The sequence below is a fragment of the Bradyrhizobium sp. CCGB20 genome (genome assembly GCF_024199855.1).
In the GTDB taxonomy this organism is placed as follows: domain Bacteria; phylum Pseudomonadota; class Alphaproteobacteria; order Rhizobiales; family Xanthobacteraceae; genus Bradyrhizobium.
Map to the genome: position 1 here is coordinate 9,101,379 of NZ_JANADN010000001.1, position 25,785 is coordinate 9,127,163.

Consider the following 25,785-nt stretch of genomic DNA (forward strand, 5'->3'; position numbering starts at 1 on the left):
TGAAAGGTCGGAGCTGTCGCGGGTTACGATGGGCGCGACGGGCCGATCCCACAATGGGCGCCACCATTACTTCGCCTTTCTTAGTAAACGATGACTCAGATTGTCTGGAATTCCAGCTTCTTCCGGATTCCTAACGCCATCGCGGAAATTCGGGTGATGCAAACAACCGGACCTTAACTGTTCGTTCGGAATTGGGCTTTGTTTACCCTCTATTTCATCGACGAATTTGAATTAAATCCGTAGCCTCGTCTCACAAGCAAAGATGGTCGGAGGATCGCTTATGCGGCATCGCGAATGATGCCGGCGATCCTGAACGACAAACCGGAGGCGGACGAGTATGAACGTGCGTGAAGCAGTCCTCACTGTCGACGAAACGCAAACGAGCTATCTCGAACAGGGCCCCTCCCTCGTCGAGCGCGCCGCCCGGACCGCCGCGGCAGCTGCGGCCGACGCAGACGGCGTCGATCGCGACGCCCGCTTCCCCCACAAGGCTTTCGATACCGCACGCGAGCAAAAGCTGCTCGGCGCCATGATCCCCGTCGAGTTCGGCGGCTTCGGCGCCTCGATCTACGACGTCACCGACATCTGCTATACGCTCGGGCGCGCCTGCGCCTCGACCGCGATGATCTATGCGATGCACACGACGAAGGTCGCCTGCGTCGTCAGGCACGGCCACGGCATTCCCTGGATGGAAACCATGATGCGCCGGGTCGCCCGCGACCAATGGCTGCTCGCCTCCTCCACCACCGAAGGCCAGAACGGCGGCAACATCCGCGCCAGCGCCGCGGCGGTCGACCACGCCGGCGACACAGTCTCGCTGGTGCGCGACGCCACCGTGATCTCCTACGGCGCGGAGGCCGACGGTCTCGTCACCATCGCCCGCCGCGCCACCGAGGCCGCCGCCTCCGACCAGGTGCTGCTGGCGCTCGCCAAGGACGATTACTCGCTGAAGCAGACGCAGGGCTGGGAAACGCTCGGCATGCGCGGCACCTGCTCGACCGGTTTCGAGCTGAAGGTCGACTGCCCCGCCGACCGCGTCTTCCCGGAAGCCTATGACAAGATCCATGCCCAGACCATGACGCCGTTCGCGCATCTGTGCTGGTCGTCGGCCTGGGCCGGCATCGCCGCGGCGTCTGTCACGCGTGCGCAGGCCTTCGTCCGCAAGGCTGCGCGCGCCTCCGGCGGCCAGATGCCGCCGGCCGCGGCGCATTTCACCGCCGCGAAGATGTCGCTCGCAAAACTGCGCGCGCTGATCGCAGCGAATATCGACGCCTTTGCTCGCGCCGAGCATGACGAGCGCGCACTGAGCTCGCTCGACTTCCAGTCCTCGATCACGCTGTTGAAGGTGCAGGCCTCCGAGCTTGCGGTCGAGACCGTGATGCATGCGATGCGCACCGCCGGCCTTTCCGGCTACCGCAACGACGGCGAATTCACCATGGGCCGTCACCTGCGCGACGTGCTGTCGTCGCCGATCATGATCAACAACGACCGCATCCTGGCCAATGCCGCGACATCGACCTTGATGAGCGGCGTCCCGACCAGCCTTCGTGACTGACGTGCCTTTGTGACTGACGTGCCTTGGCGACCAGACCAACAAGAACAATTTTGAAATAGCAGGACACCGGACCATGAACATTGCCGTCCTCCCCGAATCGCCCGAGACCGCCCCGCAAATCATCGATCCGCTCGATCATCTCGCCGACAAGCTGTTCCACCCCATGGGCTCGGACGGCGTCTACGCCCGCACCGCCCTCTATGAGGGCGTCGTCGAGAAGCTCGCCGCACTGATCACCGGGCATCGCGAAGCCGGCACGGAGGTGATGCGCTTCCCGCCGGTGATGAGCCGGGCCCAGCTGGAAAAATCCGGCTATCTCAAGAGCTTTCCGAACCTGCTCGGCTGCGTCTGCGGCCTGCACGGCACCGAACGCGAGATCAACGCCGCGGTAAGCCGCTTCGATGCCGGTGGCGACTGGACCACCTCGCTCTCCCCGGCCGACCTCGTGCTGTCGCCGGCCGCCTGCTATCCGGTCTACCCGATCGCGGCGAGCCGCGGACCTTTGCCGAAGGGCGGCCTGCGCTTCGACGTCGCCGCCGACTGCTTCCGCCGTGAGCCGTCAAAACATCTCGACCGGCTGCAATCGTTCCGGATGCGCGAATATGTCTGCATCGGCACGCCCGACGACGTCGCCGATTTCCGCGAGCGCTGGATGGTGCGCGCGCAGGCGATCGCTCGCGACCTCGGCCTCACCTTCCGCGTCGACTATGCCAGCGACCCCTTCTTCGGCCGCGTCGGCCAGATGAAGGCGGTGAGCCAGAAGCAGCAGCAGCTCAAGTTCGAGCTCCTGATCCCGCTCCGCTCGGAAGAGCAGCCGACGGCCTGCATGAGCTTCAACTATCACCGCGAGCATTTCGGCACGACCTGGGGCATCCAGGACGCTAATGGCGAACCGGCCCACACCGGCTGCGTCGCCTTCGGCATGGACCGCCTGGCCGTCGCCATGTTCCACACCCACGGCACGGATCTTTCCGCCTGGCCCGCCAAGGTGAGGGAGCTCATGGGCATGCAGCCGCAAGTCGCGGCCGATGCCCATGGCGAAGGCTGGCGCTAAGCGAACGAGGCCTCCCATTTCCACGGGCAAGACGAGCGTGATCCACACCAAGGTCCGATGCCGCGAGATCACCGAAGCCGACGTCGAGAAGGTCGCTGACCTCCTGACGCGCGGCTTCGTCGGCCGCTCACGCGACTACTGGATGCAGGGTCTGCGCCGGCAGGCCTTCCGGCCCGTGCCGGAGGGCTATCCGCGCTTCGGCTACATGCTGGACAATGACGGCGAGCCCGTCGGCGTGCTGCTGCTGATCTACACGGCGCGGAAGCACGGCGAGGAGACCGCGATCCAGTGCAATCTGTCGAGTTGGTATGTCGATCCGGCGTACCGCAACTACGCCCCGCTGCTGACCAAGATCGCGCAGCGGCACAAGGACGTCACCTATCTCAACATCAGCCCGGCGCCGTGGACCTGGCCCATCATCGAGACGCAGGGCTTTCGCGCTTACTGTCACGGCATCTTCTTCTCCGTGCCTGCACTCGCGCGCACCCCGCGCTGGAGCAAGATCGAGGTCATCTCGCAGCACGCCAAGTCGATCGATGGGCTCTCCGACGACGAGACCGCGCTACTGACCCGGCATGCGCGCTACAATTGCCTCAGCCTGGTCTGCCGCACGCCGAAGGGAACGTTCCCCTTCATCCTGCAACCGGTGCGCATCCGCCGCGGCTTCATCGCGCCGCCCGCGATGAAGCTGATCTATTGCCGTAGCGCCGCCGAATACGCCGCCTGCGCTGGCCGCATCGGCCGGCTGCTGCTGCGGCTCGGCAAGATCTCGGTGGCGATCGATTCCAATGGCCCGATTCCCGGCCTCGCCGGCATCTACACCGAGCGGCGCGGCCGTAAATATTTCAAGGGCCCGCACCGGCCGCAGCTCGGCGACCTTACCGACACGGAGCTCGTGCTGTACGGGCCGTAGGGTCCGCTCGGCTGTCGTCCCTGCGAACGCAGGGACCCATACCGCGAGATCTGTCGGTAAGCACGGGTGTTAATACCGCGGGAAGCCCCACTCACTTTCAGTCCTCGCCAAACTTCTCCCTGTGGTTATGGGTCCCTGTGTTCGCAGGGACGACAGCGGAATTTTTTGGCGGCTCCTGACCAACTCTGGCTTGCAGGCGGTTCCGCGCTGACGCGCGAGCACAGGCTTCTCTGCATCGCCAGTCACCCTCCGTAAACTACTGCGCTTAAGGGAATTTTCCCGCCTCTTCGCTACCCTCGGCACACGGATTACGTTGCGTTAAGTCTATCGCCCGCCGAGACCCTGTCGATCCCATGACGTCGACCTGCGACAACGAATTTGGTGCACGCCGCGAACAGGGCCCACAGGCCCTGGTCTCGCTGAGCCAGCTCGCGCTCGACCACATGGAGCAGGGTGTCTGCGTCTACGATGCCCACAACAGGATCGTGCTGGTCAACCAGCGCTATTTGTCGCTGTTCGACATGTCGGCCGACATCGTGCGGGTCGGCACGAGCTATCGCGACGTGCTCGCTCACAGCGCAGCGCGCGGCAACTTCCCGGTGAGCGAGCTCGACGCGCTCTATGCAAGGCGCATGAAGCAGATCGCGGACGGCCAGCCGTTCCGGACCGAGCAGCATCTGGCGAGCGGCCTCGTCATGGCGCTCGAGCTGAAGCCGCTCCCCGGCGGCGGCTGGATGACGATCTGCGACGACGTCAGCCGCCTCGCCCGGCTCGAGGCGGAATTGCGTGTGCAGACGGAGCGCAGCCAGCACGCGCTCGCGAACATGTCGCACGGCCTCATCATGTACGATGCCGACAGCCGTGTCGTCCTCTGCAACGAGCGATTCCTGAACCTCTACAACCTCGATTCCGACATCGTGAGGCCGGGGGTCGCGCATTGCGCGGTGATCGAGCACTGGATGTCGCGCGGCAACCTGCCGGGCATGTCGGCCGACGAATTCCATGACACCAGGCTGAAGGACGTGCGCAGCAAGAAGGCGAAGACCCTGCTGGTGATGCGCTATGACGGACGGATGGTACAGGCGGTCTCCCGCTTCCTGCCCGTCGGCGGCTGGGTGACGGTGCATGAAGACGTCACCGAGCGCCTGCAATACGAGGAGACGCTGCGGCAGCAGAACTTCATCCTCGATGCGGCGCTGGAGAACATGGCGCACGGGCTCGCCTTCTACGACAGCGACATGCGTCTGCGGGTCTGCAACACCACCTATCGCAAGATCTATCAACTGTCGCCGGAGGAGACCAGGCCGGGTACGCATCTCTCCGAATTGATCGAGCGCTCGATCGAAAATGGCGCGTTCGCTTCGGAATACAGCCCGCAGCAAATCCTCGAAGCCGCCCGCGCGCGGATCGCGAGCCGCGATTGCTCGCCGATGCGGCGGAGCATGTCCAACGACACCGTGATCTCGGTGCGCTACTGCGCACTGCCCGAAGGCGGCTTCGTCGCCACCTATGAGGACATCACCGAGCGCGAGCGTGCGGTCGAGGAGCTGAGCGAGCAGTATCGTCGCTTCGACGCCGCGTTGAACAACATGAGCCAGGGCCTGTGCATGCTCGATTCGAGCCTGCGCGTGATCGTCTGCAACCGCCGCTACATCGAGATGTACGGGCTGTCGCCCGATGTCGTGAAGCCCGGCGCCTCGATGCGCGAGATCATGGAGCACAGCTGCGAGCTCGGCATCCATCCGAACACGACCGCCGCGAGCCTCTATGCCGACTACGTCGAGCGGCTGCGTGAAGGCGAGCACACGCTGCACCGCCACCTGAACGACGGCCGCATCATCAAGCTCAATCATAAGCGGATGGAGCATGGCGGCTGGGTCGTCACCTATGAAGACGTCACCGAGCGCCACAAGGCCCAGGCTCGCGTGGCGCATATGGCCCAGCACGATTCGCTCACCGACCTGCCCAACCGCACGCTGTTCCGCGAGAAGATGGGCGAGGGACTGAACCAGGTCGCGATCGCCGGCGGTGCGATGGCCGTGCTGTGCTTCGACCTCGATAATTTCAAGACCGTCAACGACCGCCTCGGCCACGCCGCCGGCGACCGGCTGCTGCGCTGGGTCGCGGCGCGCCTGAAGGAAAATGTCGGCGAGCATGACACCGTCGCGCGCCTCGGCGGCGACGAGTTCGCCGTTCTCCAGCGCGGGCCGCAGCCGCAATCGGCGGAACGGCTCGCCCGCCGCCTGGTCGAGATCATCGGCCATCCGCCGCCGCTGGAAAGCCAGTCAATCCATGTCGGAGTTTCCGTCGGCATCGCGATCGCACCCGATCACGGGCTCGATGCCGACGAGCTGATGAAATGCGCCGACCTCGCGCTGTACCAGGCCAAGGCCAAGGGACGCGGCGCCTATCAGCTGTTCGAGCCCGAGATGGAGGAAGAGGCCCGGAGCCGGCACGCGCTGGAGCACGATCTGCGCAGCGCGCTGGAAGCACGCGAATTCCACCTGGTGTTTCAGCCGCAGGTGCGGCTCGATTCGTCCGAGCTCACCGGCTTCGAGGCGCTGCTGCGCTGGAAACATCCCTCGCGCGGCCTGGTCTCGCCGGCCGAATTCATTCCAATCGCGGAGGAGAACGGGCTGATCGTTCCGATCGGCGAATGGGTGCTGCGCACGGCCTGTGCGACCGCTGCGTCCTGGCCCGATGTCACCGTCGCGGTCAATTTGTCGCCGGTGCAGTTCCGCTCGCGCGGACTGGTGGCGATGGTCACCAGCGCGCTTGCGGAAGCCGGCCTGCCGCCGCAGCGGCTCGAGCTGGAGGTCACCGAGACGGCGCTGCTCGACGACAGCGAGGCGACGATCGAGATCCTGCACCAGCTGCGCGCGCTTGGCGTGCGCGTCAGTCTCGACGATTTCGGCGTCGGCTATTCCTCGCTGAGCTATTTGCGCAAGTTTCCGTTCGACCGCATCAAGATCGACCGCTCCTTCGTCGGCACGCTCGGCGAAAGCCCGGAGAGCGTCGCCATCGTCCGCACCATCGCCAGCCTCGGCTCGGTGCTCGGCGTCGAGACCACGGCGGAGGGCGTCGAGACCATCGAGCAGCTCGACTTCGTCCGCGAATGCGGCTGCACCGCCGTGCAGGGCTATTATTTCGGCAAGCCGTGCCCAGCGTCTGAGATCCACCGCATCATCGAGACGCTGAACGCAGTCCGCCGCGTGGCGTAGAGACGCCGGCCGCGCCAAATTCCGTGTCTCGGCACGCTTCCAAACGACGAATTGTCGCACGTACCGTTTCCGGCCGAATTGACGTCGCGCCGCTGCGTACGGCTCGCGCAATGCGCTTTTCTTCTCTCGTGATTTCGGGGACAATCCCGTCATAACAACGAGAAACGGCAGCCCAACGAGGCCGCTGCGAGGGAGGAATTATCGATGCCGCGATGCGGGCTGAAGACGATCGCATTTGTCGCCATGCATGCAGTCGTGGGCGCGTTGCTCTCGACCGCCGCCCATGCGCAGGATTATCCCACCAAGCCAATCACACTGATCGTGCCATGGCCGGCTGGCGGTTCGACCGACATCTCGATGCGCGCGATAGCCGACAGTGCCTCGAAGGTGCTGGGGCAGCCGATCGTGATCGACAACAAGGCCGGCGGCGGCGGCACGGTCGGGCCTGCGACCATGGCGGCGGCCGCGAAGCCGGACGGCTACACCATCTCACAGCTCCCCATTACGGTCTTCCGGCTGCCCCTGATGCAGGAAGTGTCGTGGGATCCGGCGAAGGATTTTTCCTACATCATCCACCTCACCGGCTACACGTTCGGCGTGACCACGAACGCGGAGTCGCAATTCAAGTCCTGGAAGGACGTGGTCGACTTTGCCAAGGCCAATCCGGGCAAGATCACCTACGCCACGCCGGGCACCGGCACCTCGCTGCATATCGGCATGGAGCAGATCGCGGCGATGTCCGGCATCAAGCTCACGCAGGTGCCGTTCAAGGGCGGCGCCGAGACCAATGCCGCGGTGCTCGGCCAGCATACCATGTTGCAGGCTGATTCCACGGGATGGCGACCGCTGGTCGATGCCGGCAAGCTGCGGCTCTTGATGGTGTGGACCGGCGCGCGGTCGCCGAACTATCCTGATGTGCCGACCTTGAAGGAGCTCGGCTATCCCATGGTCTACGATTCCCCGTTCGGCATCGCCGGCCCGAAGGGGATGGATCCAAAGATCGTCGCCAAGCTGCACGACGCCTTCAAGAAAGCGGTCGAGGATCCCGCGGTGATCGCGACGCTCGCCAAATACGACATGGTGCCGAACTACAAGAACACCGAAGACTACAAGAAGTTCGTCGTCGAGGTCACGGAGTCCGAGCGCAAGGTGATCGACACGCTTGGGCTTGCGAAGAAGTAGTGCCGAGCCACTTCCGTGTCGCGGACGCTTCGCGGCGTCCGGGAAACGGCTGAGAGGACGTCGATGAACGACCAAACCAACGTCAAACTCCGCCTCAGCAACTCCGAACTCTGGGGCGGGCTGATCGGGCTCGCGCTCGGCGGCTTCGTGATCTGGCAGGGACTGAAGCTCAAGCTCGGCACCATCAACGATCCCGGCTCGGGCTACGTGCTTTTCTACACGGGCATCCTGATGTGCGTGTTTGCAGGCTCCATCATCATCTCGGCGATCACCGAGGGCGGCCCGACGCTGGCCTCGCGCTGGGAGAATGTGCGCTGGAGCAAGCCGCTTCTCGTCATCGTCTGCCTCACCGCGTTCTCGTTCGCGCTGGAGCCGCTGGGATTCCTGCTGTCGTCGATCCCGTTGATGCTGCTGCTGTTGCGTTTGATCGATCCCGTGCGCTGGACGCTGGCGATCCCGGTCGCCGTGCTGGTACCGACCGGCATGTGGTGGGTGCTCAAGCGGCTGCTCTTGATTCAACTGCCCTCAGGCCTGCTCGGAATCGGCTGACCCCATGGATACGCTTGCCAATGTCGCGCACGGGTTCGGCGTCGCGCTGACCGGGATCAACCTGCTCTATTGTTTCATCGGCGTCTTCATCGGCACGCTGGTCGGCGTGCTGCCGGGTATCGGGCCGATCTCGGCGATGTCGCTGCTGCTGCCTGTGACGCTGTCGGGCACGCCGGAATCCGGCATCATCATGATGGCCGGCATCTATTACGGCTCGATGTATGGCGGCTCGACCACCTCGATCCTGGTCAACATCCCCGGCGAGGCGGCGTCCGTGGTCACCTGCATCGACGGCCACCAGATGGCCAAGCAGGGCCGCGCGGGCCCCGCGCTCGGCATCTCCGCCTTCGGCTCCTTCATCGCCGGCACGTTTGCGCTGGTCGCCTTGATGCTGGTGGCGCCGAGACTTGCCAGCATCGCCATCGCGTTCGGCCCGGCCGAGTATTTCAGCCTGATGGTGCTCGGTCTCGTGGTGCTCACCTTCCTCACCCAGGGCTCGATGCCGAAGGCGCTTTTGATGGCGTGCATCGGCGTCGTGCTCGGACTGATCGGGCTCGACAGCATCACGGCGCAGCCGCGCCTCACCTTCGGTCGCATGGAATTGATCGACGGCATCGGCCTCGTGCCCGTCGTGATGGGCCTGTTCGGTGTCGCCGAGGTGCTGCTCAACACCGAGCAGGCGATCAAGCGCGACATCATCAACGCGAAGATCACGCAGCTCCTGCCCAACAAGGCCGATTGGCAGGCGAGCGCGGGCCCGGTGGCGCGCGGCACGCTGCTCGGATTCCTGCTCGGCATCCTGCCGGGCGGCGGCGCGGTGGTGGCCTCGTTCGCCTCCTATGCGCTGGAGAAGCGGCTGTCGAAGACGCCGGAGCGATTCGGCCATGGCGCGATCGAGGGCGTCGCGGGCCCCGAGTCCGCCAACAATGCGGCGGCCGGCGGCGCGTTCATTCCGCTGATGACGCTGGGCATCCCGCCGAACGTGGTGATGGCGCTGCTGCTGGGCGCATTCGTCATCCACGGCCTGCAGCCGGGTCCGCTGATGATCACGCAAAATCCCGGCCTGTTCTGGGGCATCGTCGCCAGCATGTATATCGGCAACGTCATGCTGCTGATCCTCAATCTGCCGATGATCGGCATGTGGGTGCAGCTCTTGAAGCTGCCCTACAACATCCTGTTTCCCCTGATCATCCTGTTCACGATCCTGGGCGTCTACTGTTCGAGCAACAACGTGTTCGACGTCTATGTGATGATCGCGTTCGGCATCATCGGCTATTTCATGCGCAAGCTCGGCTACGAGCCGGCGCCGCTGGTGCTGGCGTTCGTGCTGGGACCGATGCTGGAAAACAATCTGCGCAAATCGCTGATCCTGTCGCAGGGCGATCTCTGGACCTTTGTGCAGCGGCCGATCTCGGCGGCGTGCCTTCTTCTCGCACTCGCGCTGCTGATCGCGCCGCTATTGCCCGCGCTGCGCAAGAAGCGCGAGCTGGTGGCACTGGATGAGGGGGCGTGAGAGGTTTCGTAGGTGGGCAAAGGCGCGCTTTTGCCGTGCCCACCATCTCTCCAACCGCGTGACGCGAACGGCGGGCACGCTTCGCCCACCCTCGGACTCGGCGTCGAGACCACCGCGGAGGGCGTGGAGACGATCGAGCAGCTCGACCTCGTGCGCGAATGCGGCGGCACCGCGGTACAGGGCTATTATTTCGGCAGGCCGTGCCCGGCGGCAGATGTCGGCCACGCGATCGAGCGACTGAACGCGGTCAGGCGCGTGGCGTGACGCTCCGCTTCACCTCGCCGCTCTCTCTATCGTCACGCCCGACACGACCTCAAGCGATTGAGCGTGGCACGATCTGCCGATGCGAGCGCGTTGCCCCACTCCTGTTCGGAGAGGTCTCCGACCAGGCTGGAAAGACTGATGGCAAGCGCACGAAGCCGCGCATTCTCCTCAAGAAGCAAAAAAACGTCGTTCGACGGGGATTCATCGTCCGAAAAGCTAGCGCCTTCGCGGAACTGCCGCGACAAGAGTTCGAAAGACTCATCACGCACGATATCTTCGGCAGTGGAAATCAGCTTCTGTCTCTTATGACGAGCTAAATCTTCATCACGCATGGCAAATTCCCCAACTCAGGACATGCCTCCAGCCGCATTTGGATACATCGATTGAGTCGGCGGCGGATTTGAGTCCGAAATGGGCTCGCACGATGTACGCCTCGTGTCCCCCGGTGCCTCACTTGCTCATTCGTTCGCTTCACCGGCGTCTTTCAGACCGGCTCGCAGTGCGGTCACGACGCGACGGGCCACGTCGATATCCCTGACCGACAATCCATCCGCAAGCCCGTTGACCCAGGGGATCTGCAACCGTCCGGCGGCGTCGTAGGCCTGCCTGCCCTTGTCGGTGAGAACCACGAGCTGCGCCCGACGGTGATGCGGATTGGTCTCGAACACGACGAGGCCATCCCGCTCGAGGTCGTTGACGATCCGCTGCACGTTCTGGCGATTGGCGCCGAGATTGCGCGCCAGCCAGGCAACCGGCTCCGGGCGCTCCGCATCGACGATCGCCCCCAGGATCTGCCAGCGCGCGCTGGTGAGGCCGAGCGAGGCGACCAGCCGGTCACCGGCGGTCAGGAGCAGGCCGTTGGCCCGGAACAGGTCGAGGATAAAGCCGGTCAACGCCTCGCCGGCCGGGGTTCGTCTGGTCTTGGTCATTTGTAATGATTGCCCTATATTGACATCATCATGTCAAATATCTATGTCACATCTTGTCGAATTGACATGATGATACCAAGCGAGATGGAGTGATGCCATGCCCCAGATGCGTCCGCTCGACCCAACCTTCCTGATTGACCGCCAGATCGCGCTCGACGCCGGCCCCGTGGTGCTGGTCAACCTGTTCACGCTCGATGCCGCGGATGAACAGAGCTTCCTGAACGGCTGGCAGAACGACGCCGCCTTCATGAAACGGCAACCGGGGTTCATCTCGACCCAGCTCCACCGCGCCCTCGGCGACAATCCGACCTATCTCAACTACGCGGTCTGGGAATCCAATGCCCATTTCCGCGCGGCGTTCACTCACCCGGACTTCCGCGCGAAGATCGCAGCCTACCCCGCCTCCGCCGTCGCAAGCCCGCATCTGTTCCAGAAGGTCGCGGTCGCAGGTATTTGCGTGGCGTAGCTGCAAACGTAATGACGGAGGAGAGAGCCGAGCCCACGAACACTCTCGTAGGGTGGGCAAAGGCGCACTTGCGCCGTGCCCACCGAGCTAGCGCGGGTTGTTGGCTCGCACTAAACGGCGCGCCGTCCGAAAGGCTTCGATCACTCCATCGCTGTCGCGATCCACGAAACTGATCGGAGGAATGGTCACTCGACGCGCTCGCCTAATTCGTGCGGCGTCTCTTGAAACGTGGTGGACACGCTCCGCTTTGCCCACCCTACGAGTTGCCTCAGCTTGCCGCAGGCAGTGCGCTGTCCGGCGGCGCGCCCCACGGGCGGTCGGCCGAGGCGAGCCCGATCAAACGGCCCTGGATGTAGTCGCAGCCCCAGTCGCGCAGCATGTTTGCGGCCTCTTCGTCCTGCACCCATTCGGCCACCGTCTTGATGTCGAGGCGGCGGGCGAGGTCGATCAGGGTCTGCACGAAGGCGCGGTCATCCGCGGAATGGGTGATGTTCTGCACGAAGGCGCCGTCGATCTTGACGATGTCGACGCCGAGCTTGCGCAGATTGCGGAACGAGGTGTAGCCGGCGCCGAAATCGTCGATGGCGATGCGGCTGCCCAAATGCTTGAGGCGGCCGACGAAGGCACGGACGTCGTCGAGGTCCTGGATCGCGACCGTCTCGGTGATCTCGACGATCAGCCGCCCGGCGACGCCCGGATGCGCCTGCATCAGCGATTCGATGCCGGCCCACCAGTCCGGATCCATCGTCGTATCCGGCGAGATGTTGAGGCTGAGGCAGATGTCGGGCGCGGCCGCGAGCTCGGCGACCACGAGCTCGAGCACGCGGTGATCGACGAGGCGGATCAGGCCGAGTCGTTCGGCGACCGGCACGATGTCGGGTGCCAGCAGCACCTGGCCGTCGCCCTGGTCCATCCGCACCAGGCATTCGTGGAACGCGCGCTCGCGCGAGACCGCCGAGACCACGGGCTCATAGGCGAGCTTGATGCGGCGTTCGTTCAGCGCGGTGACGATCTCGTCGGTGACGCGGATGTTGACGCGGCGCTGCGCGTCGCGCGCGGCATCCGGACGCCACGCCGCGAACGAGCCGACGCGACGTTGTTTTGCGGCGTCCAGCGTCTCATGGGCGCGGTTGACGGCCTCATCGGTGTTGCGGGCATAGCGCGGCAGGCTGACCGCGCCGATCGAAGCCGTGACCGAGACCGGGCCGGATTTGGTCGGCACCACGTCGTCGCGGATGCCGGCGAGGAAACGCTCGGCGGCGACGTTCATGTCATCGACGGTACAGTTCTTCAGGATCAGGCCGAATTTGTTGCCCGAGAAACGGCCGAGCACGTCGCCACCGCGCAGCCGCGCGCGGATGCGCTTGGCGACGTCGAGGATCACGGCGTCGGCGACATCGAAGCCGAAGGCGTCGTTGACGCGCGCGAGATGATCAATGCCGACCAGCATGAACGCCGCGGTCGAACGGAAGCGGGTCGTCTCCTCGATCGCCTCGGCCAGCGCCGCGATCAGGTGCGAGCGGTTGAGCTCGCCGGTCAGCGGATCGAGCCGGGCGAGCTTCGCCAGCTCCTCATCGCGGGCGTGGCGTTCGTTGTTGATGCGGACCGAGCCGATCGCGCGCGTCGGGCGGCCATCGGGGCCGGCGAACCAGCGGCCGGTCTCCTCGATCCAGACCACGGGATCGGCGGCGCTCATGCGCACGCCGTATTCGACCCGGTAGGGCGTGCCGTCGGCGCCGTGCACCGGGAAGGTCTGCGCCAGCGCGGCGGTCCGCAGCGTCTGCGCGGGCTCGATCAGCTTGGCGAATTCGGCGCCGGTCGCGAGCCGCTCGGCCGGGATGCCGGGGAAGACGGCACTGAGCTGCTCCCCCCAGACGATGGCGTCGCTGGCGATGTCCCAGGCGAAAACGGCCTGGCCGAGCGCGGCCAGGATGTCGGAGGCTTGCGGCAATGCAGGGGTCAAAATCGCCTCGTTTCGGGACAGCGGGGAGTCCTGGGCCGGCACAGAATACGGCCAGATTCGCCCCCAACCCTAGGCAAAGTTCATAAACAATTTGGAAACCACGTTTCGCACGCCCACGGAACCAAACCGGCCCGGCCGGCATAGGCCTTGCGAGTACATGACACGCACCGGCGCCAGCGTCCCGAAACGCGACAGGCCCGCCGGATCAACGGTGATAGCGATGTTGAGTACTGATCAATCGGACCGGACAAACGGCACGGGCACGGCCCTGGTGCCGGAGCTGCCGATTCTGCAATGGGTCCACAAGGCGCCGCTGCCCCGCCCCGATCCGAGCTTCGTCACCCAGCTCATCGCCAATGCCGAGCACCTGCCCCAGGCCAGCCGGCTCCGCCGCGCCTCATCCGAAGACGCGCAGATTGCCTATGGCAGCAAGCAACCGCTTCCGAGCGTCACCGCGCGCACGCGACAAGTGGCTTGAAGTAGATCAGCGCGGCGGCGTGTCGGGCGAGGACGGCGTGCCGTTGCCCGGCTGCAGATCCGGCGAGGGAATTTCCGGCGAGGGCGGGGTCACCGGCTTCGGCGCGGGGTGATCCTTCAGCACGGATTCTGCGACCGACTGCGCGGAGGGCGCGGGCGGCACCACCGGCGCGGCTTGCGGCGCGGTCACCGGCTCGAACCTGGGCTCGGCCACGGCTTCATCGACCGGCGCTTCGGCCTGACGCTTGGCCTTGCGCGGCGCCGGCACTGTGGTCTCGGCAACATAAGTGACGCGGCGGCGCGTGCGCTGGGCGATACCGCCGAAGAAATCGGCCATCGCGAGCAGCACCAGCAGGAAATAGGTGGAGTTGCCGAATTTGGGCCACATCACGAATTCGGCCGCGGCTGCGCCGAACACGATCAGCGACAGCAGGTGATCCATCAGGAATTTCGAGCCGGGCCGCGCGCCTTTGACCACCTCGAGCAGCAGCAGCACGATCCCGAGCGCGACCATCACGTCGGCGAGCGTGACCGGCCAGGTCTCGCCCGTGATCATCGGCACCTTGAACAGCACGTCCGTAAAGGACACGCTCGGCATCAGGAAGGCGATGATGTTGTAGACCGCGAGCGGAATCAGGAGCAGCGGGAAACCGACCATCGGCGAAATGCCTTCTCGATCAAGATATCCGGACAGGACAATGCGGCGGCGAAGCATTGGCTCCGCCGCCGTCACTGTCATTATCTCATGGGTTGGCCGAAATCAGGCAGGCGAAATCATCCTGCCCGAAGAAAGGTCCTAAAAACTCAGGACTCTTTCTTCTTCAGGACCTGACGGCCCTTGTACATGCCGGTCTTGAGGTCGAGATGGTGCGGACGACGGAGCTCGCCGGAGTCCTTGTCTTCCACATAGGTCGGCTTCTTGATGGCGTCTGCCGAGCGGCGCATGCCACGGCGCGACGGCGAGGTTTTTCTTCTCGGAACGGCCATTTCAATATCCTCTAGGGATTGGTGTCATCAGGGCATCGTCCACGAGGGGACGGCTCAGCACCCGCAAACCGAGGCGAGCTGAATGCCGATCAAGGCCGGGCTTATAGAGGAAGGCTGGCCGTAAATCTAGGCTCTTGGACCGGAAAATACGCCCGGAATGGGCCCGAAATCAGCGATTTTCCCGCCAACAAGGGGAAAGTGAGCTGGCTTGCGCCCTCGCCACATAAGTCCCGGCCAGCCGCCGGACGCCCGGCCCGGGGGTCCTGGCGCTGCGTTTGACCGGATTCGGCAGGATGGAGGCCAGAAGGGCGGCCTCCCGGGGGGAGAGGTTGGCCGCCGATTTACCGAAGGCATAGGCGCTGGCCGCCTCGACCCCGAACTGGCCCTGCGGGCCGAGCTCGGCGATGTTGAGGTAGATTTCGAGGATCCGGGCCTTGGGCAGGACAAAGTCGATCCAGAGCGCCAGCGGGAATTCCAGCGCCTTGCGGATGAAATCCCGCCCCTGCCAGAGGAACAGGTTTTTTGCCACCTGCTGGGTGATGGTGGAGGCGCCCCGGAAGGGCGTCCCGTCCTCCTTCGCGTCGTCGATCGCCTCGCGCAGCGCGCCCCAGTCGATGCCGTGATGCTTGCAGAAATGGGCATCCTCGGCCGCCACCACCGATCGCGGCAGTGCGGGCGACATCGCCGCCAGATCGATCCACTCCCGATGCATCGGCGCACCCCGCAAGCTACGCCAGGCCATCAGCGTCGAAACCGGATGGCCGGTGCGGTAGAACGGCGCGATCACGTAGGGCGCGAGAGCTACGACCGCGAGCAGCACCAGCAGGATCTTAACGATGCGCAAATCGACCTTTCCGGCGCAAAATGAAACGCGACCACCGATCCCGCCATTAAGTCTGTGATAATTCGGGCCTTTTCCAGCACTTTTTAGACCTTCCAAACGATTGACTGGGGCGGGCGCATAAAGGATTGTCCGGCCGAATTTTAGTTCTGGAGCCCTTCTTGATGACCGGCACGTCCCCGTCCGATTTCGCCAAACGTCTGGACAAGACCGCTGATGATACCGAGGCCCTGCTCGGGCGACTGTTGTCGGACGACATCCTGCACGATGAGATCGCCCGGCCCAAGCGACTGATGGACGCAATGCGCTATTCGAGCCTCAACGGCGGCAAGCGTCTGCGGCCGTTCCTGGTGGTCGAGAGTGCGGCGGTGTTCGGTGTTCCGCGCGAGGCCGCGCTGCTCGTCGGCGCCGCGCTCGAATGCATCCACTGCTATTCGCTGATCCATGACGACCTGCCGGCGATGGACAATTCGGACCTGCGCCGCGGCCGCCCCACCCTGCACAAGAAGACCGATGACGCGACCGCGATCCTCGCCGGCGACGGCCTGTTGACGCTCGCCTTCGACATCGTCACCCGCGACGAGATCCACCGCGACGCCCAAGTGCGCCTCCTGCTGACGCGCGCGCTGGCGCGCTGCGCCGGCATCGGCGGCATGGTCGGCGGCCAGATCCTCGACCTCGCCGGCGAAGGCCGCTTTGGCGGCAACGAACCGATCGATGTCGCCCGTATTCAGCAGATGAAGACCGGCGCGCTGCTGCGCTACGGCTGCATCGCCGGCGCGATCCTCGGCCAAGCTTCGCAGAAGGAATATCAGGCGCTCGACGATTACGGCCGTGCGCTCGGCGAAGCCTTCCAGATTGCCGATGACCTGCTCGACGTCGAAGGCGATGCGGCCGCGCTCGGCAAGCCGGCCGGCGCTGATGCCGCGCTGGGCAAGACCACCTTCGTCACCCAGCTCGGCATCGACGGCGCCAAGCAGCGCGTGCGCGACCTGCTCGCGCGCGCCGACAGCGCCGTGTCGATCTTCGGCGACCGCGCCGCCGTGCTGCAGGCCGCCGCGCGGTTCGTGGCCGAGCGCAAGAGCTGACGCACTCCGATGGCGGCCGAGGGCAAGGAAGATCCCGTCCTCGTCCGCTTCCGCAAGATGTCGCGGCCGGTGCGGCTGATCTACGCGCGGCCGCGCACCTTCATCGCGCTTGCTGCCGGCATCCTGGTCTGCCTGCTGCTGCCGGGCTCGCACCGGCTGGTGACGCGGCTCTTGTTCGGCTGGGATGCGCTGATCGCAGTCTATCTCGTGCTGGTCTACGCGATGATGCTGTGCAACGACCACCAGCATATCCGTCGCGCTGCGGCGATGCAGGATGACGGTCGCTTCGTGATCCTGCTGGTGACGGCGATCGGCGCCTTTGCCAGCATCGCCGCGATCGTCTCGGAGCTCGGCACGCCGCACCGCGGGGCGTGGGAGCTGACCATCGCGATCACCACCATCGCGCTGTCATGGGCCGCCGTGCACACGACCTTCGCGCTGCATTACGCCCATGAATATTACCGGCATCCACCGGGTGGATTGCAGTTCCCGAGCGGCGACAAGGAAGATCACGCCGACTATTGGGATTTTGTCTATTTCTCGTTCGTGATCGGGATGACCGCGCAGGTCTCCGACGTCGGCATCTCCGACAAGATCATCCGCCGCACGGCGACGGCGCACGGCATCGTCTCGTTCATCTACAACACGGCGTTGCTCGCCCTGACGGTCAACATCGCGGCGAGCGCGATCTCGAACTGACGTCGACCCGCCCTAATTGCACACCTCGGCATTGGCTTCGTTGCCGGGGCCGCCGCCGCCGCGATATTCGAGATGGCAGCCGCGGCTGACTGGACGGCAGCCGGTGTTGTTAGTGCAGATAACCTGCCCGCCACCCGAGGGCCGACCGACGCCGGCAGCAGCAATGCCGGCGGCACCATAGCCGCCCGCCGCACCGCCGGCCTGACGACGCTGCCGCGCGGGACGTTCATCGCCGTCGTCGCGCCTGGCGGTCGCGGGCTTGGTCGGCCTGGCGGCACGCTGCTTCACGCACTCATTGTCGTCGTTGATCGCATAACCGTCACGGCAGACGATCTTCGTGCACTTGTCGCCGTCGACCTTGAAGCCGTGCTCGCAAACTAGCGGGCAAACGCGCGACTGCCTGGCCTTGACCGTATCGAGCGCATCGGTGCTCGCCACCTTCACGTCGAGCTTGGTGCCGGCATAGCGGTTGAACTGCGACAGCGACCGTTGCGAGGACGTGTTCCAGTTGCCGTCGGCCTGCCCGGAATAGCAGCCGACGCGGCCGAGCTCGGTCTGCACCGAGCGGCTGAGATCGGCCGGCGCCGTCGCCGGCGTCAGCGACGCGACGTTGGTGCCGGACGGGCTCGCCGTGCTGGCGGGCGCAGCGCTCGGCGCCGCGGCGGCGAGGTTGACGCGCTGCTGCTCGGCAGCGGCCGCCTGCTGCTGCGCCTGCTCTTTGGCCTTCTGCGCGGCGAGCTGCACCTGCTCGGCGGCTTTCGCATCGGCCGCAGCCCTGGCCTGCGCATCCTTCTGCGCGCCGAGGGCGGCGAGACGATCGCGCTCGGCCTCGGCCTGCTTCGCCTTCTCGGTCGCCGCGGCATGGGCCTGCTCGGCGCCAATTTTCTCGACCTGCAGCTTGGCGAGGCTGGCATAGAAACCGTCGGGATGCTGGGCGAGGAAGGCATCCCAAGCCGCCCTGTTGCCGACCTGGAGCGCGAGCTCATAGTCGCGGCGGATATCGGCCTGCGGGTTCGCCACCGGCGCGACGGGTGCTGCAGCCACCACCTTGACCGGCACCAGCGGCACGTCTTCGCCGCCGAGCGAGCCGTACACGAACGGCTCCTGCTTGTTGCCGGTCGATTTGAGCACGTCGTCGCGCACGAAGCCAAAGGCGCGGCGGACGTCGAGGCCCGGCGTCGTCAGATGCTTCGACAGCGCCACCGTGAACGGGCTGTTGGCGCCGTCGCCGTCCTGCGCCGTGAAACCGGCCTTGGCCGAATAGGCGATCAGCGTGTTGGGGCTGGTCGGCTCGACCTGGGCGAGGCCGCGGCCGATCCCGCGCGCAGCGATCGTGCGCTTCATGGTCTTGCCGAACGGATTGTCGCGGCAGGCATCCAGGATCACCAGGCGAAGCTGCTTGGCGGGCTCGACCGCGACCAGGATGCGGTCGAGCGACAGCGCCTCGTCGTAGACGTCGGTGTCGCGCTCCAGCCTGGCATCGACGGGGATCAGATAGTTCGAGCCTTCGACCTCGATGCCGTGGCCGGCATAGTAGACCACGGCGATGTCGGCGTTGCGCGTCGCATCGGCGAATTCGCGCAGCACGCGCCGCGTGTCCAGCGCCGACAGATCGTGCCGGGACTCGACGACGTCGAAGCCGGCCTCCTTCAGCGTCTTCGCCATCACCGAACCGTCATTGACGGGATTGGCGAGCAGTGGTGCGTGCTGATAGGCCGAATTGGCGATCACCAGCGCGACGCGCTTTCCGGCGAAAGCGGGATCAGCGCCGAACAGCAGCGCGAGGGCGAGGAGAAGCGGGCAAAGTCTGAGCAGATTGCGCATGACACGACTTCCGAAAATTTCGGGGCATCTCGAGCCCCTTTGGGACCGCTTTAGCAAAATCCGCCGCCGACACTTGTGATGGAGGTCACGAAGGTGGCGCCGGCGACCAGCCGGAAGGCCCCTTTTGTTTGTCGCACCAGTCCGGCCCCGGTTCGCCGGCCAACGCGTGTGCGGGCCTTGTTCCCCCCTAGGCCTCCCCGATGTGCCCCCGATATTGCGGCAGATTGTCCGCGATCTCATGCCAGGGCGCCTTCGAGCCCACGAAAATGTGGGCACTCGGCCGGATCGAGGGGGCATCGGTCAGGGTTCCCATGGCGACATGAACCCATTTTCCCTCGCGCACCCGGGAATAAAGCAGCGAGCCGCAGCGGGCACAGTGGGCGTCATGGGTGGTGTCGTCGCCGTAGATGATGCGCTGGTCTTCACCGTGGACGATGCGCAGCCTGTCCTGCGCAATCCCGGCGAACGGCTTGAAGGCGGAGCCGGTGGTGCGGCGGCAGTTCGAACAATGGCAGTTCATCGCGTAAGAGAACGCGTCCGCAACCTCGTAGCGCACGGCACGGCAGTAGCATTCGCCGGTGAGGATACGAGCGTTCGAATTTTCTGATCCAGTCATTCCAGCGTCCTCGCGCAATTGGCGATAGACACCCATAGCGCATTTTGACGTGTACGACTAAGTTCGCTCCAAGCCATCATTCAAAGGGATGACCCATGAGCCAGAACCGTTCGAGCGTCGAAGCTGTCGTGCAATCCTATTTCGACGGCCTCTACGAGGGCGACGCCGAAAAACTCGGCGCCATCTTCCATCCCTCCGCCGATTTGCGCTGGGTCGAGAAGGGCGAGCTTCAGGTGCTGACCGTGCCCGACTGGCTCGACCGCGTGCGCAAGCGCCCCTCCGGCAAGGCCGAAGGCAAGCCGCGCGAGGATTTCATCGTCACCATCGACCGCTCCGACGACAAGACCGCCTTCATCAAGGTCAGATGCCAGCTGCCGCCGCGGTTTTTCACCGACTATCTGGTGGCGATGAAGCTGGCCGACGGCTGGCAGATCGTGTCGAAATCGTATCGGTATGACCTGAGGGAGTGAGGGGCTCTAACCTTCCGCTGCCCGAAATCGGGCACACTCACCTCTCATTCTCCGTCATTGCGAGCGCAACTCTCGCCACGCGTCATTGCGAGGAGCCCTTGCGACGAAGCAATCCAAAATCCCTCCGCGGAGAAACTCTGGATTGCTTCGCTGCGCTCGCAATGACGGCGCGGATAACGCGTCCATTGCATCCCTCCGTCTTGCCCAAGGTCCCCCATGCTGCTCGATCGCCGTTCTCTGCTCGCCTCGCTCTGCTGGATGGCTGCCTCCCCCGCGTTCGCCGCAGAGGCGCCGCCTGAACTCGAAACCTACGAGCGCGAGAGCGGCGGGCGGATCGGGGTCTATGCCGAAAACCTCGCGACCGGCGCCAAGCTCGCATGGCGCGCCGACGAGCGGTTCGTCATGTGCTCGACCTTCAAGGCCTCGCTCGCCGCTTGCGTGCTGGCGCGGGTCGATCGTGGCGAGGAACAGCTTGCCGCCATGATCCCCTACGGCCAAGCCGACCTGCTGGACTACGCCCCGGTCGCCAAGCAAAACCTCGCCGCCGGCAAGATGTCGGTCAGCGAGATGTGCAAGGCGATCGTCGAGCTCAGCGACAACACCTGCGCCAATTTGCTGTTGGCGCGGATCGGCGGCCCCGCCGCGCTCACCGCGTTCTGGCGGTCGCTCGGCGACACCACCTCGCGGCTCGACCACAACGAGCCCGAGCTCAACCGCTCACCGCCCGGCGATCCCCGGGACACCACGACGCCGGCCGCGATGGCAGGCAATCTGCGCCGGCTGGTCACCGGCGAAGCACTGTCGGCGGCCTCGCGTGCCCAGCTCACCGAATGGATGCTGGGTTGCAAGACCGGGGCGAACAGGCTGCGCGGCGGACTGCCGGCAAGCTGGAGGATCGGCGACAAGACCGGCAACAACGGCAAGGATGCCTCGGGCGATATCGCAGTCGTTTGGCCGAAGCCGGACACGCCGATCCTGATCGCGGCCTATACCCAGGGTGGCACGCCGACCGCTCCGCAGATCGAGGCCGCGTTCGCGCGCATCGGGCGCATGGTGACCGAACGGCTGGCGTGAGCCGCGCCGCATTGACCTCATGGCGGCTTCCGGGCCAAGACAGGCCATGATCGCCGCCAAATTTCAGACCTTTCTCATCCTGCTCGCCGTGCTGGCGGGCGTGGCGCTGGCCGCACGCCGCTTCAACGTCGCCCCGGCCATTCTGCTGATGCTAGCCGGCGTCGGCCTCGCCTTCGTACCGGGCATGCCGCCGGTGGAACTGCCGCCGGAACTCGTGCTGCTGATGGTGCTGCCGCCGCTGATCTACTCGGCGAGCGTCGCGATGAGCTGGCGCGAGTTCAGGAACAACCTGCGCCCGATCGTGCTGCTCGCGGTCGGTGCGGTGATCTTCACTGCAGCGCTGGTGGCGGCAGCCACGCATTATCTGATCGGCCTGCCCTGGACCATCGGCTTCCTGCTCGGCGCCATCGTCGCGCCGCCCGACGTGGTGGCGCCGCTCGCGATCGCGCGCCGACTGAACCTGCCGCGCCGGCTCGTGGTGATCCTCGAAGGCGAAGGGCTCGCCAACGACGCCACCGCGCTGATCCTCTACCGCTTCGCGCTCGCCGCCATCACGGTCGGCCATTTCTCACTGCCATTGGCGGCCGGCGAGTTCTCCCTGATCGTCGCCGGCGAAATCGCCTTCGGCATCGGCGTCGGCTGGCTCTCACTTCGCGCCCGCAAATGGTCCAGGGATCCGCAGGTCGAGCTGACACTGTCGCTGATCACGCCCTACGTCTCCTACTGGCTGCCCGAGCATGTCGGCGGCTCCGGCGTGATCGCCACCGTCGCATGCGGCCTTTATGTCAGCTGGAACGGCCCGCTGCTGATCTCGGCGTCGACGCGCCTGCAAGGAATCTTCTTCTGGGACCTAGTGATCTATCTGATCGAGGGCCTGCTGTTCCTGCTCACCGGCTTCCAGATGCGCGCGCTCTACGAGAAATCGAAGACGTTCCCGCTCGACGACATCCTGATCGCGACCGCGGTGGTCCTGCTGATCATCGTGATCGCACGCTTCGTCTGGCTCTATCCCGCGACCTATCTGCCGCGAATTCTTTCGAAGTCGCTGCGCGAGCGCGATCCGTCGCCGCCCTGGCAATGGCCGTTCGTGCTCGCCTTCACCGGCGTGCGCGGCGCGGTGTCGCTCGCAGCGGCGCTGGCGCTTCCGTTCACGCTGCCGGGCGGAGAAGCCTTCCCGTATCGCGACCTGATCCTGTTCGTGGCCTTCGGCGTCATCTTCGTCACGCTGATCGGCGTCGGCCTGACGCTGCCGCCGGTGGTGCGCTGGCTCGGCGTCGCCGAAGCCGGCCGCAACGAGCATGTCGCCGAGCACGAGGCCGAGATCGCCGCACGCCGTCAGGCTCTCGATGCCGCGCTGAAATCGCTGGACGCGCTGACAGCCGAAAAGGAGGTCTCCGACGAGGTCATGCGGCTCCTGCGCGCGCGTCACGAGATCCGCGTCAACCAGCTGCCGGAGTCACTCGATCCCGCCCACCATGACGTCTCCGCCGCCGGCACCACACTGACCCGCAACCTGATCGACGCCGAGCGCAAGTTCATCCACGACCTCCTGCGCGACGGTCAGATCACCGACGAGACGAGACGCCGGATCGAGCGGGATCTGGATCTGGAAGAGGCGAGTTTGGCGAACCGGGAATATCGGGGGGCGCCGCTGTGAGGCGCCGTCGTCCCGGACAAGCGCAGCGAAGCGGAGCGCAGATCCCGGACCCCCGCGCGAGCGCTTGCGCTCGTCGCGATAACCACAGGGAGTTGTTTGGCGAAGACTCGGAGTTATCGTCTCGCGCCGCAACAGCTCCCTGTGGTTATGGGTCCCCGCGTTCGCGGGGACGGCAGTGATGAGGTTGGCTGACGCTGTCGCCTCGTCATTGCGAGCGCACTACCGCCTCTCGCAAAACTCCTCGACCCCCGCCGCAACAGCCTGCGCAATCATCTCCTGCCGCTCCACCGAATTCATCGTCATCTCCTCGTCGCGGTTGATGATCGAGCCGGCCTCGAGCAGCACTGCGGCACTCCTCGTCCGCGAGAGCACGATGAGCCCATCATAGCGGTAGACGCCGACCTCCTTGTCGAGCAGCTGGCGCCGGTAGCGGCCCATCACCGGCAGCGTGTATTGGCTGGCATAATGCAGGCCCTGCTGCTTCAACTGCCGGCCGATCATCCGGGCCAGCATCAGGCTGGTGGCGAAGTGCGGATTCTGCTGCGACACGAACAGCGAGTGGCCGGAAAAGCGGTCGCTGAAATAGCTCTTGGCGCCGTCGAATTCCCAGGTCTCGAGCAGCTTGTCCGGCACCGAATCGTGATGGATCGAAAGGAAGAGATCGGCCCGGCCGTCATTCGCGGCACCGACCCGCTTGAACAGGCTCGGCCGCGCCTTGCCGTCCGTGATGAGCAGGCGGGTTGCGGCAAAGCCTTCGGACTTGAGTTTCGCCGTGACCAGCCTTGCGAGCCGGACGTTGAAGCCGAACTCCGGATCATTGCGCGCACTCAGGGCGCCATAGGAGTCCGGGGTGTGCCCGACATCAACGACGATCCGGAATTTCGGCTTCTCGCATTTGACCGGTACAGGCGAAGGCCTTGGCTTTGCTTTCGCAATCTTCCGGGCCGGGGCGGCACGGCCCGCGTCGATCGACGGAAGCAACAGCGCAACCATCGACACGAGGAGAATTGCAACGATGCCCCGCCCTGGCGACAAGTCCTACTCCGCTGCCGCGATCTGGGGACGGCCGACGAAGCCGGCGACATCGCCGAAGCGCTCCAGCATCACGGCCGGCAAATCCTTGGTCTTGCTGGTGACGCAGGCGCCGGAGCGCACGGCATAGCGATCCTGATGCGCCGCTTGCGGCGGCGGTTCACCCTGCTGAAGCGCACGCGCCAGCTCCATCACGACTTTCCGGAAATGCATGATGCCGAGATCAGTCGGGCCGAGATGCTCGCGAGTGCGGTCGGCGATCGGGCCCTGGCTATCCTGCACGGCGGCATCCTGCTCGGAGACGCCCTTGATACCGGTGTAGCTCCGGGTCTTCTGGAGTTTTCGGTCGATCCGATAATCGTTGCCCTTGTGACGCAGCGGCACGTAATTGTCGTCGACCTCCGCGATCACGCCGTTGCCGCGATCATAAGCATCACGCTCTCCTTGCGTCAGCGGCCGCTCCGGATTCCAGACATAGGTATAGATCCAGCAATTGGTGTCGGTCACCGGCACAAAAGTCTGGCCAAAGATGTTCTCGCCCGGCATCGCGCTCGGCGCGTAGGCGTGGAACGGCATCAGGAATTGCGCAATGCGCCAATAGATGTTGTCGCTGCCCGTGAGACGGCCGCCGGCAATCGTGAGGCCAGCCTCGTGCGGGGCGACCTTGATCACGGGACGCGGATCCTCCGCGATCCAGCGCATATGGTCGCTCGACATCCGCACCAGCGGATTCACAAAATGCTTCTTGATGTCCAGGATTTCGTTCTCCTCCTTGTCGAAGGAAAGATGCGCGAAGGTGAAATGCGCGGTGTCGATTGAGCCTTCCAGCGCCTGCACCCAGTTGCAGTCCTGCCATTTCTTGCTGACGTAGCGGTGCGAGGCCGGCAGCAGCGCCATTTCCAGGTCGGGCAGCTCGGGCATCACCTCCGCGGGACCCATATAGGCCCAGATCATCTCGCCCCATTCGCGCACCGGGTAGGATTTGATGCGGATGAGATCCTTGGCGTTGAGATCGGGATAGGAGGTCGGCATGTCGACGCAACGACCGTCGGTGTCGAACTTCCAGCCGTGATAGACGCATCGGATGCCGCATTCCTCAACGCGCCCGAGCCAGAGATTGGCGCCGCGATGCGGACAGTACTGATCGATGATTCCGACGACGCCGCGCGTGTCGCGGAAGGCGAGCAGCTCCTCGCCGAGCACGACGATCTTCTTCGGCTCGCCGTCGGGCTCGGGGAGTTCTTCTGAGAGCAGGACGGGGATCCAGAATCGTCGCAGCAGCTCGCCCATGCCCGTTCCGGGGCCGGACTCGGTCAGAAACTTGTTGTCCTCGGCGCGGAGCATGCCTGATCCTCCCGATGTTGTTTTCGGGAAGATTGGCGCGTGCGGGGGAAGACGTCAACGCAAGAAC

General features: G+C 65.1%; 25 protein-coding genes. 15 read left to right on the plus strand and 10 right to left on the minus strand.

Annotated features, from left to right (window positions below):
• The first annotated feature begins 337 nt into the window (after window positions 1-337).
• The 8 genes from NLM15_RS42860 (at window position 338) to NLM15_RS42895 (ending at window position 10,251) form a co-directional block, all read left to right on the plus strand.
• Window positions 338-1,555: an acyl-CoA dehydrogenase family protein gene (locus NLM15_RS42860; protein ID WP_254124009.1), complete on the plus strand. Its 1,218-nt coding sequence runs from the start codon at window positions 338-340 to the stop codon at window positions 1,553-1,555.
• Window positions 1,556-1,628: 73 nt separating this feature from the next.
• Window positions 1,629-2,609: an amino acid--[acyl-carrier-protein] ligase gene (locus tag NLM15_RS42865; RefSeq protein ID WP_254124010.1), complete on the plus strand. Its 981-nt coding sequence runs from the start codon at window positions 1,629-1,631 to the stop codon at window positions 2,607-2,609.
• 37 nt (window positions 2,610-2,646) lie between these two features.
• Complete coding sequence (locus tag NLM15_RS42870; RefSeq protein ID WP_254124011.1) at window positions 2,647-3,522, plus strand: acyl-CoA acyltransferase; 876 nt, start codon at window positions 2,647-2,649, stop codon at window positions 3,520-3,522.
• Window positions 3,523-3,875: 353 nt separating this feature from the next.
• Entirely contained in the window at window positions 3,876-6,743 is a 2,868-nt protein-coding gene (locus tag NLM15_RS42875; RefSeq protein ID WP_254124012.1) for a PAS-domain containing protein, read from the plus strand.
• A gap of 204 nt (window positions 6,744-6,947) precedes the next feature.
• Window positions 6,948-7,925 carry a tripartite tricarboxylate transporter substrate binding protein gene (locus NLM15_RS42880; RefSeq protein WP_254124013.1) on the plus strand — a complete coding sequence of 326 codons (978 nt, stop codon included), beginning with the start codon at window positions 6,948-6,950 and terminating at the stop codon, window positions 7,923-7,925.
• A gap of 63 nt (window positions 7,926-7,988) precedes the next feature.
• Window positions 7,989-8,474 (plus strand): tripartite tricarboxylate transporter TctB family protein, encoded by a 486-nt coding sequence (locus NLM15_RS42885; protein WP_254124014.1) that lies wholly within the window; start codon window positions 7,989-7,991, stop codon window positions 8,472-8,474.
• A 4-nt stretch (window positions 8,475-8,478) separates the two neighbouring features.
• Window positions 8,479-9,987, plus strand: a complete 1,509-nt coding sequence (locus tag NLM15_RS42890; protein ID WP_254124015.1) for a tripartite tricarboxylate transporter permease — start codon at window positions 8,479-8,481, stop codon at window positions 9,985-9,987.
• A gap of 12 nt (window positions 9,988-9,999) precedes the next feature.
• A complete protein-coding gene (locus tag NLM15_RS42895) occupies window positions 10,000-10,251 on the plus strand; it encodes an EAL domain-containing protein (RefSeq protein WP_309144960.1) in 252 nt (83 codons plus the stop codon).
• Between the two features lie 32 nt (window positions 10,252-10,283).
• On the opposite strand, the gene NLM15_RS42900 is transcribed toward NLM15_RS42895, so the two are convergent.
• Window positions 10,284-10,583, minus strand: a complete 300-nt coding sequence (locus tag NLM15_RS42900) for a hypothetical protein (RefSeq protein WP_254124016.1) — start codon at window positions 10,581-10,583, stop codon at window positions 10,284-10,286.
• A 126-nt stretch (window positions 10,584-10,709) separates the two neighbouring features.
• Window positions 10,710-11,180, minus strand: a complete 471-nt coding sequence (locus NLM15_RS42905; protein ID WP_254124017.1) for a MarR family winged helix-turn-helix transcriptional regulator — start codon at window positions 11,178-11,180, stop codon at window positions 10,710-10,712.
• A 97-nt stretch (window positions 11,181-11,277) separates the two neighbouring features.
• On the opposite strand from NLM15_RS42905, the gene NLM15_RS42910 reads away from it, so the two are divergent.
• Window positions 11,278-11,646 (plus strand): antibiotic biosynthesis monooxygenase, encoded by a 369-nt coding sequence (locus NLM15_RS42910; protein WP_254124018.1) that lies wholly within the window; start codon window positions 11,278-11,280, stop codon window positions 11,644-11,646.
• A 268-nt stretch (window positions 11,647-11,914) separates the two neighbouring features.
• On the opposite strand, the gene NLM15_RS42915 is transcribed toward NLM15_RS42910, so the two are convergent.
• Window positions 11,915-13,609 carry a bifunctional diguanylate cyclase/phosphodiesterase gene (locus NLM15_RS42915; protein WP_254124019.1) on the minus strand — a complete coding sequence of 565 codons (1,695 nt, stop codon included), beginning with the start codon at window positions 13,607-13,609 and terminating at the stop codon, window positions 11,915-11,917.
• A 220-nt stretch (window positions 13,610-13,829) separates the two neighbouring features.
• Between NLM15_RS42915 and NLM15_RS42920 the strand changes: the two genes are divergently transcribed.
• Entirely contained in the window at window positions 13,830-14,087 is a 258-nt protein-coding gene (locus NLM15_RS42920; protein ID WP_254124730.1) for a hypothetical protein, read from the plus strand.
• Window positions 14,088-14,093: 6 nt separating this feature from the next.
• Here NLM15_RS42920 and NLM15_RS42925 read toward each other — a convergent pair whose 3' ends face one another.
• The 3 genes from NLM15_RS42925 to mtgA form a co-directional block, all read right to left on the minus strand.
• A complete protein-coding gene (locus NLM15_RS42925) occupies window positions 14,094-14,744 on the minus strand; it encodes a hypothetical protein (RefSeq protein WP_254124731.1) in 651 nt (216 codons plus the stop codon).
• A gap of 146 nt (window positions 14,745-14,890) precedes the next feature.
• The gene (gene rpmF, locus NLM15_RS42930) at window positions 14,891-15,073 is read right to left on the minus strand and encodes a 50S ribosomal protein L32 (RefSeq protein ID WP_007598106.1); all 183 of its coding nucleotides are present in this window, start codon (window positions 15,071-15,073) and stop codon (window positions 14,891-14,893) included.
• A gap of 169 nt (window positions 15,074-15,242) precedes the next feature.
• Window positions 15,243-15,917, minus strand: a complete 675-nt coding sequence (mtgA, locus tag NLM15_RS42935; RefSeq protein ID WP_254124020.1) for a monofunctional biosynthetic peptidoglycan transglycosylase — start codon at window positions 15,915-15,917, stop codon at window positions 15,243-15,245.
• Between the two features lie 161 nt (window positions 15,918-16,078).
• On the opposite strand from mtgA, the gene NLM15_RS42940 reads away from it, so the two are divergent.
• Both NLM15_RS42940 and NLM15_RS42945 read left to right on the plus strand, forming a co-directional pair.
• Complete coding sequence (locus NLM15_RS42940) at window positions 16,079-17,002, plus strand: polyprenyl synthetase family protein (RefSeq protein WP_254124021.1); 924 nt, start codon at window positions 16,079-16,081, stop codon at window positions 17,000-17,002.
• A gap of 9 nt (window positions 17,003-17,011) precedes the next feature.
• Window positions 17,012-17,701 (plus strand): DUF1345 domain-containing protein, encoded by a 690-nt coding sequence (locus tag NLM15_RS42945; RefSeq protein WP_254124022.1) that lies wholly within the window; start codon window positions 17,012-17,014, stop codon window positions 17,699-17,701.
• Window positions 17,702-17,713: 12 nt separating this feature from the next.
• On the opposite strand, the gene NLM15_RS42950 is transcribed toward NLM15_RS42945, so the two are convergent.
• Window positions 17,714-19,525: a caspase family protein gene (locus NLM15_RS42950; RefSeq protein ID WP_254124023.1), complete on the minus strand. Its 1,812-nt coding sequence runs from the start codon at window positions 19,523-19,525 to the stop codon at window positions 17,714-17,716.
• A gap of 187 nt (window positions 19,526-19,712) precedes the next feature.
• Entirely contained in the window at window positions 19,713-20,141 is a 429-nt protein-coding gene (locus NLM15_RS42955; protein ID WP_254124024.1) for a GFA family protein, read from the minus strand.
• A gap of 95 nt (window positions 20,142-20,236) precedes the next feature.
• On the opposite strand from NLM15_RS42955, the gene NLM15_RS42960 reads away from it, so the two are divergent.
• From NLM15_RS42960 to NLM15_RS42970, 3 genes are all read left to right on the plus strand, one after another.
• Complete coding sequence (locus NLM15_RS42960) at window positions 20,237-20,611, plus strand: nuclear transport factor 2 family protein (protein WP_007598116.1); 375 nt, start codon at window positions 20,237-20,239, stop codon at window positions 20,609-20,611.
• 216 nt (window positions 20,612-20,827) lie between these two features.
• The gene (gene bla / locus NLM15_RS42965) at window positions 20,828-21,685 is read left to right on the plus strand and encodes a class A beta-lactamase (RefSeq protein WP_254124025.1); all 858 of its coding nucleotides are present in this window, start codon (window positions 20,828-20,830) and stop codon (window positions 21,683-21,685) included.
• 46 nt (window positions 21,686-21,731) lie between these two features.
• A complete protein-coding gene (locus NLM15_RS42970) occupies window positions 21,732-23,342 on the plus strand; it encodes a Na+/H+ antiporter (protein WP_254124026.1) in 1,611 nt (536 codons plus the stop codon).
• Between the two features lie 219 nt (window positions 23,343-23,561).
• On the opposite strand, the gene NLM15_RS42975 is transcribed toward NLM15_RS42970, so the two are convergent.
• Both NLM15_RS42975 and NLM15_RS42980 read right to left on the minus strand, forming a co-directional pair.
• Complete coding sequence (locus tag NLM15_RS42975; RefSeq protein ID WP_375166958.1) at window positions 23,562-24,335, minus strand: N-acetylmuramoyl-L-alanine amidase; 774 nt, start codon at window positions 24,333-24,335, stop codon at window positions 23,562-23,564.
• 45 nt (window positions 24,336-24,380) lie between these two features.
• Entirely contained in the window at window positions 24,381-25,718 is a 1,338-nt protein-coding gene (locus NLM15_RS42980; protein ID WP_254124028.1) for a Rieske 2Fe-2S domain-containing protein, read from the minus strand.
• Window positions 25,719-25,785: the final 67 nt, after the last annotated feature.

Bases quoted from the DNA above. Each gene is read 5' to 3' on its own strand.
- NLM15_RS42860 (WP_254124009.1), top strand. From the start codon at position 338: ATGAACGTGCGTGAAGCAGTCCTCACTGTCGACGAAACGCAAACGAGC.
- NLM15_RS42865 (WP_254124010.1), top strand. From the start codon at position 1,629: ATGAACATTGCCGTCCTCCCCGAATCGCCCGAGACCGCCCCGCAAATC.
- NLM15_RS42875 (WP_254124012.1), top strand. From the start codon at position 3,876: ATGACGTCGACCTGCGACAACGAATTTGGTGCACGCCGCGAACAGGGC.
- NLM15_RS42880 (WP_254124013.1), top strand. From the start codon at position 6,948: ATGCCGCGATGCGGGCTGAAGACGATCGCATTTGTCGCCATGCATGCA.
- NLM15_RS42885 (WP_254124014.1), top strand. From the start codon at position 7,989: ATGAACGACCAAACCAACGTCAAACTCCGCCTCAGCAACTCCGAACTC.
- NLM15_RS42890 (WP_254124015.1), top strand. From the start codon at position 8,479: ATGGATACGCTTGCCAATGTCGCGCACGGGTTCGGCGTCGCGCTGACC.
- NLM15_RS42900 (WP_254124016.1), bottom strand. From the start codon at position 10,583: ATGCGTGATGAAGATTTAGCTCGTCATAAGAGACAGAAGCTGATTTCC.
- NLM15_RS42905 (WP_254124017.1), bottom strand. From the start codon at position 11,180: ATGACCAAGACCAGACGAACCCCGGCCGGCGAGGCGTTGACCGGCTTT.
- NLM15_RS42910 (WP_254124018.1), top strand. From the start codon at position 11,278: ATGCCCCAGATGCGTCCGCTCGACCCAACCTTCCTGATTGACCGCCAG.
- NLM15_RS42920 (WP_254124730.1), top strand. From the start codon at position 13,830: ATGTTGAGTACTGATCAATCGGACCGGACAAACGGCACGGGCACGGCC.
- NLM15_RS42925 (WP_254124731.1), bottom strand. From the start codon at position 14,744: ATGGTCGGTTTCCCGCTGCTCCTGATTCCGCTCGCGGTCTACAACATC.
- rpmF (WP_007598106.1), bottom strand. From the start codon at position 15,073: ATGGCCGTTCCGAGAAGAAAAACCTCGCCGTCGCGCCGTGGCATGCGC.
- NLM15_RS42940 (WP_254124021.1), top strand. From the start codon at position 16,079: ATGACCGGCACGTCCCCGTCCGATTTCGCCAAACGTCTGGACAAGACC.
- NLM15_RS42945 (WP_254124022.1), top strand. From the start codon at position 17,012: ATGGCGGCCGAGGGCAAGGAAGATCCCGTCCTCGTCCGCTTCCGCAAG.
- NLM15_RS42950 (WP_254124023.1), bottom strand. From the start codon at position 19,525: ATGCGCAATCTGCTCAGACTTTGCCCGCTTCTCCTCGCCCTCGCGCTG.
- NLM15_RS42955 (WP_254124024.1), bottom strand. From the start codon at position 20,141: ATGACTGGATCAGAAAATTCGAACGCTCGTATCCTCACCGGCGAATGC.
- NLM15_RS42960 (WP_007598116.1), top strand. From the start codon at position 20,237: ATGAGCCAGAACCGTTCGAGCGTCGAAGCTGTCGTGCAATCCTATTTC.
- bla (WP_254124025.1), top strand. From the start codon at position 20,828: ATGCTGCTCGATCGCCGTTCTCTGCTCGCCTCGCTCTGCTGGATGGCT.
- NLM15_RS42970 (WP_254124026.1), top strand. From the start codon at position 21,732: ATGATCGCCGCCAAATTTCAGACCTTTCTCATCCTGCTCGCCGTGCTG.
- NLM15_RS42975 (WP_375166958.1), bottom strand. From the start codon at position 24,335: ATGGTTGCGCTGTTGCTTCCGTCGATCGACGCGGGCCGTGCCGCCCCG.
- NLM15_RS42980 (WP_254124028.1), bottom strand. From the start codon at position 25,718: ATGCTCCGCGCCGAGGACAACAAGTTTCTGACCGAGTCCGGCCCCGGA.